Annotated in this window: 11 protein-coding genes and 1 pseudogene; 11 read left to right on the forward strand and 1 reads right to left on the reverse strand. The window is 23.4% G+C overall.

What is annotated here, in order from left to right:
* From T405_RS03980 to T405_RS03640, 6 genes are all read left to right on the forward strand, one after another.
* Positions 1 to 192: hypothetical protein (locus T405_RS03980; protein WP_036431406.1), on the forward strand; the 192-nt coding region annotated here is incomplete at its 5' end.
* Between the two features lie 68 nt (positions 193 to 260).
* Positions 261 to 1,418 carry a hypothetical protein gene (locus T405_RS03625; RefSeq protein WP_036431409.1) on the forward strand — a complete coding sequence of 386 codons (1,158 nt, stop codon included), beginning with the start codon at positions 261 to 263 and terminating at the stop codon, positions 1,416 to 1,418.
* Entirely contained in the window at positions 1,388 to 1,774 is a 387-nt protein-coding gene (locus T405_RS03630; protein WP_156951264.1) for a hypothetical protein, read from the forward strand. The genes T405_RS03625 and T405_RS03630 overlap by 31 nt, the downstream gene beginning before the upstream one ends.
* 125 nt (positions 1,775 to 1,899) lie before the next feature.
* On the forward strand, positions 1,900 to 3,702 hold the full coding sequence (locus T405_RS03635; protein ID WP_084271917.1) for a DNA methyltransferase: 1,803 nt from the start codon (positions 1,900 to 1,902) through the stop codon (positions 3,700 to 3,702).
* Positions 3,632 to 3,931, forward strand: coding sequence for a hypothetical protein (locus tag T405_RS04100; RefSeq protein ID WP_084271918.1), 300 nt, complete (start codon positions 3,632 to 3,634; stop codon positions 3,929 to 3,931). The genes T405_RS03635 and T405_RS04100 overlap by 71 nt, the downstream gene beginning before the upstream one ends.
* A gap of 1 nt (position 3,932) precedes the next feature.
* Positions 3,933 to 6,554, forward strand: a complete 2,622-nt coding sequence (locus T405_RS03640) for a DEAD/DEAH box helicase family protein (protein ID WP_036431413.1) — start codon at positions 3,933 to 3,935, stop codon at positions 6,552 to 6,554.
* A 318-nt stretch (positions 6,555 to 6,872) separates the two neighbouring features.
* Here the strand turns inward: T405_RS03640 and T405_RS04105 are convergent, their stop codons facing one another.
* Complete coding sequence (locus T405_RS04105) at positions 6,873 to 6,995, reverse strand: hypothetical protein (RefSeq protein ID WP_258408972.1); 123 nt, start codon at positions 6,993 to 6,995, stop codon at positions 6,873 to 6,875.
* Between the two features lie 368 nt (positions 6,996 to 7,363).
* On the opposite strand from T405_RS04105, the gene obgE reads away from it, so the two are divergent.
* From obgE to T405_RS03660, 5 genes and pseudogenes are all read left to right on the forward strand, one after another.
* Positions 7,364 to 8,629 (forward strand): GTPase ObgE, encoded by a 1,266-nt coding sequence (obgE, locus tag T405_RS03645; protein WP_036431416.1) that lies wholly within the window; start codon positions 7,364 to 7,366, stop codon positions 8,627 to 8,629.
* 9 nt (positions 8,630 to 8,638) lie between these two features.
* On the forward strand, positions 8,639 to 10,426 hold the full coding sequence (locus tag T405_RS03650) for an ABC transporter ATP-binding protein (protein ID WP_036431419.1): 1,788 nt from the start codon (positions 8,639 to 8,641) through the stop codon (positions 10,424 to 10,426).
* 8 nt (positions 10,427 to 10,434) lie between these two features.
* Positions 10,435 to 12,363, forward strand: coding sequence for an ABC transporter ATP-binding protein (locus tag T405_RS03655; RefSeq protein WP_258408973.1), 1,929 nt, complete (start codon positions 10,435 to 10,437; stop codon positions 12,361 to 12,363).
* Positions 12,364 to 12,432: 69 nt separating this feature from the next.
* Positions 12,433 to 12,579, forward strand: a pseudogene (locus T405_RS04110) (IS3 family transposase); the annotation flags it as partial.
* 219 nt (positions 12,580 to 12,798) lie between these two features.
* The coding region (locus T405_RS03660; RefSeq protein WP_036431423.1) for a transposase at positions 12,799 to 13,147 on the forward strand (349 nt) is incomplete at its 3' end.

Here is a 13,147-nt window from a genome sequence, read left to right on the forward strand (position 1 = left end):
TTAACAACAAAAGAATTACAAGATGTTGATAAAGATTTTGAAACATTATCATTAAAAGATAAAAAACAAGCACTTATTAAATTAATAGATAAAAACAAGTTATATGTAAATTATTCTGATATTGAAGATGAATCATTTAATATAAATGAAGCAGATAAGAAGTTTAGTAAATCATTCTATGATAAGGAGTAATATGAATAATAATTGTTTTTATAATTCTACTGAATATTGTTGTAATAAATTAATATTAAAAGATTAATATGGAAAATAAACATAAAGAGTTACTTAATATTTTATTTGGTAAACTTAATGAAATTAATAATCAATTAAAAGATTTTGTAAATATGTATGAAAAATATTCAGAAGAAATAGAAAATAACTATAACGTTTCAAGTCAATTAGATAATGAAAGAACAATTGCTGATTGATTTTCTGATAAATTAATTAAAGTAATTGAAAAAAGCATTGCTCCTGTACCAATGAAACTTACTGAGCACTATATAAAAACACCATCTATATTTAAGAAAAATGGAAAAGAAAAAACAGAATATAAAAAATCTATAGAAGGTTTAAAACATAAACAAGATGAATGAAAAAGATGGATGACAATTGACTGTACATTTAAATTAGAATATAAAAATGAAATATACTATATTTTCGTCGAGTATAAAATGAATAGAACTAAAAAAATAATTCCTGAATTGGCAACGGATTATGTAAAACATAAATTTTATACATTTTCAAATAAACTTGAAGCGAATACAATATTTCTTTTTTTTAAATTTGATTATGATGAAAACAATAAAAATAATATTGTTTTATATCATAAAAACATTAAAGAAATTCCAGATACTACAAATTGAGATGAATCATTAAATGAAGGAAGTATTTTTTATAAAATCAATAGCAAAAAACATAATGATAATAATATAAACAAAATTTACGACGCATATAAAACTTTATCAAATATTTCAGAAAAAACAAAAACTATTCCAATTGATACTTTTAATATTTTAAAAAATAATATTTTTTACAAGAATAAAGATTGCTTTAAAAATAAAGTTGCATATTCTAATAACATAAGACTTTGTTTAAATATTTTTGAATACGTTTATAAAAAATTTATTAAAGATAAAGAAAAATTAGTATTTATATTTAAAAAGTTAATTTCAAAAATAGATACTGATTTAAATTTAGAAACTATTAATGAATCATCATTAGAAATGTTTTTTAACACTGAAAAATTAAATGAAATATTAATAGAAAAAATAATAAAATCTATCGCAAAGCATTTATGAAATAAAGAAAAACAAGATACAAAAAATCAATTTGATAAAACAAGAGGAACAGTTGATATAAAAAAATGACTTCACTTTATATCATATCATTGGTTTATACGTATGTTCAAATTTTCTTAAAAGAAGACTTTAAACTTAATGTTGAAGATAAAAAACTAAAGAAAATTATGGACCAAATAAAAGATAGAAATATATACCTTACAAACAAAACAATTAAAGATTATGAAGAACATAGAGATAATTTTGAAGGTTTAGTTTTTGTTTTGTGTTATTTCATAGTTAATTTATGAAATGTTATTGGAATTAAAGATAATGAAGAATGAGAATTGTCCGATAATTTTTATACACAAAAAAACATAAATGATATATTGAAAATTATTTCTAAATATGATAAAAATGATAACATAAATGATGTAAATACTTTTTTTAACAAAATAAACCAAGTAGTTATAAAGATAGTTTCTGGTATAAAGTAATTTAAAAAAAACTGTGCATAAAAGCAACAATTGTTTCTTGTATTTTCCTAAATTTAAAACTCATGAATTAAACACTATTAAGAAATGACAAGAAGTAATATTACAAGAAAGGAAGCGTATATTCTATGAACAAAAATATTTTTCAAACAACCAAAGAAATATTAATGAATAATCCAAAATATATATCAGAAAACAATAAACTCTTAAAAGCAAAAGTTTATAGTGATGTTATGACTATGAATAAAGATTTATTATCTTTATTACTAAGTAATAACGATATCAAACAAAGATTTTTTATTGAAATTAGTGGAACATTAATATTTGACAAACAAAAATTTGCTTGATTTATCGATTCTAAGGAGTTTTTACCTAACTCATACACAAGATATACAAACAAAATTGGATTAACTCATAATGGTGAGTTTTTATCTAAAACAAACGATGTTGTTTTAGATTTTCCTTATAAAGATTGTTTGCTTGAAGGTGGACAAAATAAAGATGATCAAAAAAGAGATGAAATCTTTTATAATGAAATAATTGCTTCTGATGAAATTAATCAAATGCTTGTGCCAAAAGTTTTAAGTAATGCTAAAAGATATACAAAAGATGGTGTTCAAGAAAATATCACATTTGATGAAAATGATAATTTAATTATCAAAGGAAATAATTTAATTGCACTTGCATCACTTTTAAAAAAATATGAAGGGAAAGTAAAATGTATTTACATTGATCCACCATATTATTTTAATTCAACAAGAGAAGAAGACACTTTTCTTTATAATAGTAATTTTAAATTATCAACTTGACTCAATTTTATGAAAAATAGACTGGATTTAGCAAAAAAAATTTTAAAAAATGATGGATTTATTTTTCTGCAAATTAGCGATGATGGTTATGCATATCTAAAAATTCTAATGGATGAAGTTTTTGGAAATAATAATTATATAAATACTATTATTGTTAAATCAAAAACCTCTTCTGGTGCTAGTGGTGGTGGAGAAGATAAAAAAATGAAAAAAAACGTTGAATATATTTTAGTTTATGGTAAAAGTGACTCAATATTAAAAACTCAGTATATTAAAACTCCACTGTACGAATATATTAAAACAAAAGAAAAAGAAGGTAAAAATTTTGCATATACTAATGTTATGTTAGATGTAGGAAAGCCTTTTTATATTGATGATATTATTGATGGTTATGGTAATATTATAAAAATTTATGAAATGAAAAATTATAAATCAGTAAGTGTAAAAACTTTGGCTAAACAAGAAAATTGTTCTGAAGAAGAAATATATATAAAATATATTGATAAAATTTATACAACAGAAAATGCTCAAACTTCAATTAGAGATAGAATAAAAAAAATTCCAAATGATTATGATTTTATTATTGCTCAATATATTCCAGTATCTGGTAAAAATAAAGGGAAATTAACTGATGTTGGTTTTATAGGAAATAAAAAGAGATTAATAAGTTTTTTAAAAGAAACAATAGTAATTGAAAATAATTTTATATATAAAACAGAAAAGGCTGGAACTTTATGAGATGACATATCATGAAGTTCTATAAAATTTGAAGGTAATATAAATTTTGGGGCAGGTCAAAAGCCAGAAAAATTAATAGAAAGAATTTTCAAATCTTCCACAAATGAAAACGACCTAGTAGTCGACTTCTTCCTTGGTTCAGGTACAACTGCAGCAGTAGCTCACAAAATGAATCGTAGATACATAGGTATTGAACAAATGGATTACATAAATGATATAACAGTTGAACGTCTAAAAAAAGTTATTGATGGAGAACAAGGTGGAATTTCAAAATCAGTTAATTGAAATGGGGGGGTCATTTGTATACTGTGAATTGCTTGAAAATACAAATTCTTTAATTTCTCAAATCCAAGATGCAAGCAATGAAAACATTACAATCATTAAAAACCTAATTTATTCTGATAACAGAATTGTTCCATATTTAACAACACAAGAATTACAAGATGTTGACAAAGAATTTGAAACATTATCATTAAAAGATAAAAAACAAGCACTTATTAAATTAATAGATAAAAATAAATTATATGTAAATTATTCTGATATTAAAGATGAATCATTCAGTGTAAAAGAAGAAGATATTAAATTCAGTAAATCATTTTATAAGGAAACATAATATGAATAATAATCAATTTTTATATGAAAAAATACAAATATTAAATGAAGCTGGTTTAGTTTCTGAACTTCCTACAATAATTGAAAGTGGCTTATCAAAAAAAATTAAATTAAGACCTTATCAAATAGATGCATATGAAAGTTTTGTATCATATTTTGAAAATGAAAAATTACGCAAAAATAAACAAATTCATAATTTGTTTCATATGGCAACTGGCTCAGGGAAAACAGTTATAATGGCTGGTTTAATTTTGTATTTATATACAAAAGGTTATAGAAAATTCTTATTTTTTGTAAACCAAACAAATGTTTTAGAAAAAACAATTGATAACTTTATTAATAACTTATCAAATAAATATTTATTTGATAATGATATTGAATATTTAGGTAACAAAATTAAAATTAAAAAAGTTGACAATTTTAGTAATAACACACTAGACAATGATATTGAAATTGTTTTTACTACTACACAAAAACTGCACTTAGATTTATTCTTTTCAAAAGAAAATGCAATTACTTATGATGATTTTGAAAATAATAAAGTTGTCTTTATCTCAGATGAAAGTCATCACATCAATTCATTAACTAAAAAACCAACTAAGGATGAACAAGAAGAGAAAAATAGTTGAGAATATTCAGTAATGAATGCTTTTAATAGAAATAAAGATAATGTAATGCTTGAATTCACTGCAACTTGTGATTTAAAAGATACAAATGTTTTAAATAAATATAAAGACAAAATTATTTTTAATTATCCTTTAGTATCATTTAGACAAAGTGGATACACGAAAGATTTTCAAAATTTAGCAACAGATACTGATTTGTGAACCAGAACTTTAATTGCACTTGTAATAAGTGAATACAGAAAATTTTTATTTACTGATTTGAAATTAAATATTAAACCCGTTTTAATGTTAAAATCACAAAAAATTGCTGAATCAAGATCTTTTTATGATGAATTCTTTAAAAACATAAAAGAAATTACAACACAAAACTTATTTTCATTAATTCATGCTGAAATTCCTGTTTTAACCAAAGCATTACAATACTTTAAAGAAAAAGATAATTCCCTAGAATTATTAGTAAATTCAATTCAAAATTCATTTACTAAAGAAACATCTATCATTATGAATGGTTCTGAAGATAATAATAAGACTAATCAATTATTAGTAAATTCACTTGAAGATACTAATAATCCAATTAGGTTAATTTTTGCTGTTGATATGTTAAACGAAGGGTGAGATGTATTAAACTTGTTTGATATAGTTCGTTTATATGATACAAGACAAGGATCGGGAAAACCAGGAAAAGTTGGTACATACACAATCAAAGAAGCACAATTAATTGGAAGAGGAGCAAGATACTGCCCATTTATAGATGAAGATGAAGAACTAAAGTTTGTTCGTAAATATGATAATGATTTAACAAATGATAAAAGAATTTTAGAAACAATGTTTTTTCATAGTAAAAATGATTCAAAATATATTTTTGAACTAAGACAAGCATTAATTGAAACAGGATTACAATCACCAGATCCAATTAAAATTGAATATAAATTAAAACAAGAGTTTAAAGAATCTGATTTTTTTGAAAATGCTTGAATCTTTTCGAATAAAAAAGAAATAAAAAGCAGAAAAGAAGTTAAAAGTATTGATTCATCTTTAAAAAACAATACATACTATTATAAGTCTTATACTGGTAAGGGTAATGTTTTAGATTTATTTAATGAGCCAAATAATAATGATATTATCACTAAGGAAAAAATAAATATTACATTATTTAAAATTAAAGAAATTAATTTAAATATTTTATTAGGCGCTTCAGAATTTTTTAATGAATTTAGATTTGATTTTTTAAAAGCAAAATATCCTACACTAAAATCAAAACAAGAGTTTTTTACAAGCGATGATTTTTTAGGTAATATTAAAATTGAAATCTCTTATCTTGATGATCATTTAAGTGGAAGGGAAATTTTTAGAGCACTCAAAAAAGTTTTAAGTGAAATATCTACAAAAATATCATTAATCAAGCCAGAATACAAAGGCTCTAAAACCTTTGAACCAAAACCGCTTAAAAACGTGATTAAAGATAAAACAGTTTATCTAGAAAAAGTTGACAACAACGGTGGTAAGGGTGCTTCGCAAAATGAATCACACAATCAAGAATATCAAATTGATTTAAATAATGAACAATGATATGTTTTTAATGATAACTATGGTACTTCTGAAGAAAAACTTTTTATTAAATATTTCAAAACACACATTGAACCAAAATTAAAAGCAAAAGATTTAGAATATTACTTAATCAGAAATGAAAGATTTCCAGAATTAGCAATTTATTCTTTTGATTCAGGTGAGCGTTTTGAACCTGATTTTGTACTATTTTGTAGAAAAAAAATCAACAATGACAATATAACATATCAAACATTTATCGAACCTAAAGGAACGCATTTATTAGAAGAAGATAAATGAAAAGAAGAATTTTTAAATCAAATTAGTAATACCTCACAAATTAATAATTTATTTTTTAAAAATTATAAAATTATTGGTTTACCATTTTTTAACTCAACAACAAAAGTTGAAGAATTTAATCAAATGGTTGAAAAATTTATAAACCAAATTTAGTGAAATAATTTAGTGAAATAAACTATATATAAAAGTAGCAATAGTTTTTTTACATAAAAACGGGGTTTGGTATAGAGTGGTAGTGGTACAGTCTCTAAAACTGCATGTAAGGGTTCTATTCCTTTAACTCTCGCAATATCTAAAATCACCAAATAAGGATAAAAATAATTCATGTATTTTTGTAAAATACATGAATTTTATATCTAATTTTAATTCGCTTCTTTATAATCAAAATATGTTTTGTTTGAAATACTATAGTATAAATCTTTGTCTTTTATTAAGAATCCATAAATTCCTGCATATAAAACTTCTTGATTTTTAATAGTTTAATGTTTTGAATTTTATTTCAATTGTAACAAAACTATCTCGATCGATTAGTGAGGTTGTAGTTTTAGTAATTAGTAATAAAAATTTTATACCATATAAATCGTATATAAACATATTTTCTCTTGTTCTTGAGTTTTATTTTGCAATCTTTATAATCTTTTTAACTCTGAACGGATAATTGAATTCTTCTTTTCTGTTTCTTTATAATAATCATCTTTGTAAAATGAAGTATAAATAGCACTAGTAGAAAAAATTATACAAATTCCACTAAAAATAAGTAAATTTTTAATATTTTTTAATCAACACAATCACTCTTATAATTAAATTTTACAAAAAGATAAAACAAAGAGATTTATGAACCCATTTTCTTTTTATATTTAAAATTATTTTATTTAAACAAAATATAATTCTAACTAATGCATTATTTTTAATAATATGATAGAATTTAAAAATATTTATACTAACTATTAAAAAGAGGTTTTATGGCTAGATTTATTGATGAAATAACTATAAGTGTCCAAGCAGGAAAAGGTGGAGATGGAATGATTTCGTTCCGTAGAGAAGCACACGTTGATAAAGGTGGACCTGATGGTGGAGACGGTGGTAGAGGTGGTCATATTTACTTCGTTGGTGACTTAGGCAAAAATACATTATTAAGTTTTTATAAAAACAAACATATTGTTGCAAAAGACGGAATAAAAGGTGGACCTAAAAATTTATATGGAGCAAATGCTGAAGATACATATATAAATGTTCCTATAGGAACATTAGTTTATAATGGGAATAAATTAATTGCAGATGTTATTGAAGCTAATAAACCATATTTAATTGCTTCAGGAGGAAAGGGTGGAAGAGGAAATAATAAATTTAAAACACCTAAAAATACTGCTCCTAAAATATGTGAAAATGGTATGCCAGGAGAAAAATATGAAGCTAAAATAGTGTTAAAAATTCTTTCTGATGTAGGTGTAGTAGGAAAACCATCTGCTGGTAAATCGACTTTTTTAAACTCTATTTCAAATGCAAACGCAAAAGTTGCGGATTATGAATTTACAACATTAGTTCCTCAATTAGGAATGGTAGAATACTTTGACAATTCATTTACCGTTGCTGATTTACCTGGTTTAATCAAAGGTGCTTCACTAGGTAAGGGTTTAGGAATTCAATTTCTAAAACACATAGAACGTTGTAGAGTTATAGCACACATTATAGATTTTGGTTCACAAGATAAAGATCCAATTCAAGATTATGAAGTCATAAATAACGAATTAAAAACATACAATTTAAAACTGGAACAAAAACCACAATTAGTAATTGCTAATAAATCTGATACTGATTGCTTTAAAGAAAAAGTTAAAAAGTTTAAGAAAAAATATCCAAATATTGAATTAATAGAAATATCAGCAATTTTTAGAGAAAATTTAGATACCGTAAAAGGTAAATTGTGAAAACTAATACAAGAATATAACTTTACCACTATTTCTAATGAAACACCAGAAGTTAAAGTTATTTCATATGAACCTGATTTTATTATTAATTCTCCATATAAAGGTTATTATGAAGTTTCTGGAAAAAAAGTAGAAGAAATATATCATAAAATACCAATTAACACATATGATAATTTGGTTAGATTTAATAATATTTTAAAGAAAATAGGTGTATGGGAAGGTTTAATGAAAAAGGACATCCAAAAAGGTGATACAGTTTCAATTTATGGTTTTGAATTTGAATGAGAAGATGAAAAATAAGGAGAAATTATGTTAAAAATGTTTAAAATTTTACCTAAACAATTAAAAAAACAACTTTTTTTAGGTATTTGTTTAGTTTTATTAAATGTTATTTTAACTATGTTTATCCCTATTTTAATAGCTCAATTTCTTCCTTTATTAATAGAAAAACGAGAATTGTATAAAATAGTTTTATTTAATATTGAAGTTTATAAAACATCTTCTTTTTCTAATGCTTTAGTCTTACTTTTAGTTCTCACCGTTTCTTTGATTATAGTTTCTTCAGTTATATCAATAACTAGTTTATTATTAATCGTGTGAGCAGGTGAAAAAGCATCTAACTTTTATCGAGATACTTTATTTAAAAAATATCAATTACTTTCTTTAAAGGATATTGCTCATTTTACACCAGAAAGTTTAATAACAAGAATAAATGATGATGTAGCAGTTTTTTGAGACTTTTTAGTTAGTGCTTCTACTTCATTAGTTAAAGCTCCTTTTTATATTATTGCTGGGTTAGTTTTTGCTTTTTTAACTGATGTTAATTTAACTTTTTCAATTATTGCTGTAATTCCTTTGCTTGTTTTAGTAATGGGATTAATTTTTAAAAAAGTAAGACCTTTAATTTCTAAAAATAGAAAAAATTTAGATTCAATAACAAAAGAATCGGATGAAAATATTTTAGGTATAAGGTTTATCAAAGCATACAACCTACAAAACCAGCAATACAAAAAATTTAAAAATTTTAATACAAAATGAAAAAATACTGAAATAAATGTCTTTAACTTATTTTCAGCAGCTATGCCTTCATTTTTCTTTATAGTTAACTTGGTTGTAGTCTTCATATATACAACTGCATATTTAATGATTCAAAATCAACCTGATTTAGATCATGCTCAACTAGTTGCTAAAATTAACACATTTATTGAATATGAATTTATTATAGCTTTAGGTATAACTACTTTTAGTCAATTTTTAGGAACTTTTTTTAGGGCTAGAGTTTCTTCTAAAAGGATTATTGATGTTATTGAAACAAAATATGATGACTTATTAGTTTTAAATGGACTTAACTTATCTAATGATTCTAATTACTCAATTGAATTTAAGAACTTTAATTTTAAATATTTTGACACATCTGAAGATTATGTACTAAAAGATATCAATTTTAAAATTCCTGCTGGTCATACATTAGGAATTATAGGACCAACTGGTTCTGGTAAGTCAACTATTGCTAATTTATTAGTTAATAATATGAAATACAATGATGGTAATATTTTAATTGAAAATAAAGAAGTTAAAGAAATAAATTCCAAACAACTAAGAGAAAACATTGGAATTGTTTATCAAGATTCATTGTTATATTCAGGAACAATAAAATCCAACTTATTATTTGCTAAAACAAATGCAAATGAAGATGAAATACAAAAAGCAATTAATAATGCTTGTGCAAACTCATTCATTAATTCATTTCCAGATAAATTAGATCATATAATAGGTCAAAGAGGAAAAAACTTATCTGGAGGACAAAAACAACGTTTATCTATTGCTAGAACATTGCTTATAAATCCTAAAATTTTAATTCTCGATGATTCAACAAGTGCTTTAGATAATATAACAACCAAAAATTTAATTCAAAATATTAAAAACAACTATAATACAACTAATATTATAATATCTCAAAAAATTAACTCAATAAAGCACGCAGATAATATTATTGTATTAGATAAAGGTAGAATAATTGCTCAAGGTACTCATCAAGAATTAATAAAAAATTGTCCTTGATATGAAGACGTTAATAATAATCAACTAGAACAATAGGAGGAATTTTGAAAAGTAATAATATAAAAACTTTAAAAGTTTTGCTCTCTTTTATTAAAGAAGACAAAAAAATTCTTTATATTTCTTTTATTTTTTCTCTAATCAATGCAATTGCATATATTGGTGGAAGTTTTTTAATAGGTTTTATAGTTAACTTGATATTTGAACCAATTGCAAAAGGTGATGTAAATCCTTTAGATGTAAACGAACCTCTGTTTTGAGGTTTAGTTACTTCTTTATTAATAAGTTATTTGATATATGCAATTTTTAGATATCTTGAAAATAGAATGTATGTAAAAATTTCATTCAATGCAACAAGTAGATTGAGAAATAATTTAATTAAGAAACTACATAAACTACCAATTTCATATTATGATTCAAATAAAACTGGTGATTTAATTTCTAGTTTAATAGTTGATGTTAATAATATTGCAAACTCTTTATACCAGAGTTCTACACAAATAATTAATGCATTATTCAATATCACAATATCTATAGTGTTTATGTCATTTGTTTCATTTGCTTTAACTATAATTGTTATACCTTTATCTATATTGATGTTTATTGGTGTTATTTTACTAATAAAAAAATCTCAACCTTACTTTATAAAAGTTCAAGAAACTTTTGGAGAATTAAATGCTTTTGTAGAAGAAATGCTATCAAACACTAAAGTAACAAATGTATTTAATCAACAAGATTTTATATATAAACAATTACAATCTATTACTAAAAAAATTAGGGATATTTCATTTAAAGGTGATATCATAGTGCGTAGTTTTGAAACTATATATTATGTTATTTCAAATTCAATTATATTAATTATCACTGTAATTTCTGCTTTATTTTATTTAAATTCTTGAAGTGTATTAGGAATACCAGGTCTGGGTGCTGATTCTAATGGAAAAGCTACTGCTGCAATAATTTTTACTTTTATTTCTCTTAATTGAAACTTTATAGGTCCTACTCAAGCTGCACTTGGAACAATATTTAGTTTACAAGTAGGTATTGCTTCAACTACTAGAGTAATGAAAATTCTTGTTTCAAAAGAAGTGAATAGAGAAAACGAAAAAATTAGAATAGTAAAAATAAAATATGATGAAAAATCTAATAGTTACATAGAAACTAATAAACAAGACTTATTTGGATTTTATGCTTGAAAAAAAATAAATTTTGATACTAATTTAACAGAATATAAATCAGTAAAAGGTAAAGTAGAATTTGAAAATGTTTATTTTAAATATAATGAATATTCAGAACAATACCAATTAAAAAATGCTTCCTTTGTGGCAGAACAAGGTAAGGTAATTGCTATTGTTGGACCAACAGGTGCAGGTAAAACTACCATTATTAACTTAATAACAAAATATTATGATTATGAAAAAGGAAGTATTAGAATAGATGGAAATGAGTTAAAAGAAATTAATTCAGATGATTTAAGAGATATTTTAACAATAGTATTACAAGATTCATTTTTATTTAATGAAACAATACTAGAAAACTTAAAAACAACTAATCCCGATGCTTCTTTTGAAGAAATTAATCAAGCAACTGAATTAACTCAAGCGCACCATTTTATTCAAAATATGGAAAATGGTTATGATACTTTAATTGAAAATAATGGAATGAATATTTCACAAGGTCAAAGACAATTGTTGTCATTATCACGCGCTATATTATCAAATAGAAATATTTTAATATTAGATGAAGCTACATCAAATATAGATTCAAGTACAGAAAGAATTGTTCAAAAAAGTATGTTGCATTTAATGCAACATAAAACTTGTTTTGTTATTGCTCATAGATTAAGCACTATTAAGAATGCTGATTTAATTTTAGTTGTAAATGAAGGAAAAATAATAGAATCTGGTTCTCACCAAGAATTATTAGATCAAAATGGTTTTTACACTAATTTATATCATTCTCAATTTGGTAATTAGATAGTTATCAATTAAATATAAAAATAACTTCTAAAATATTAACACTTCAAATTCATTGAAGTGTTTTTAATAGGAAATAGTTTAGATAATAGAAAAGTTGAATATTTCTTTTCAATTTTAAAGAGCGAAATATTCCCAAACTTTAATCAAACTTGTCAAAAACTTACATTTTCTGAGTTATCAAAAAAGATAAAAGATTTTATTAATGGATTTTAAACTTTCAGTGTTTTTTATACTAATGCCCGTTTTTAATAAAAATCAGGTATTTTAAAGGCGTACAAAAAAGTTAACATGGTAATGTTAGCCTTTTTGTATGCCTTTATTGTGCAATATACGGATCTTTTAGAAAGAGAATATCGGAAGTGTAGTTAATTTTGTGTAAATTCTCTTAATAGCAAATATTTAATTTAAAATATTTATATTAGGAGATTTTTTATGCAAAAGAAAAATACATTTAATCTTGATACTGAAAAATTATATAATCAGTACAAACCAAAGACTATTGAAGACGTTCAAGAAATTCTTAAGTCTCAAACTAAAGATTTAATTGAAAAAATTTTACAAGAAGAGATGAAAAATTATCTTGGTTATGATAGATATGAACATGAAAAAGCAATTAAAGATAATTACAGAAATGGTTCATATGATAAAAAAGTTAGATCACAATTTGGTGATATAAATTTAAAAATACCAAGAGATAGAAACGCTGAGTTTGAACCACGAGTAGTTCCAAAATTTCAATATGATATTTCTTTTATTGAAGGTGCAGTAATTAAACTTTATA

The sequence above is a fragment of the Mycoplasmopsis felis ATCC 23391 genome, assembly GCF_000701865.1.
Taxonomy (GTDB): domain Bacteria; phylum Bacillota_I; class Bacilli_A; order Mycoplasmatales; family Metamycoplasmataceae; genus Mycoplasmopsis; species Mycoplasmopsis felis.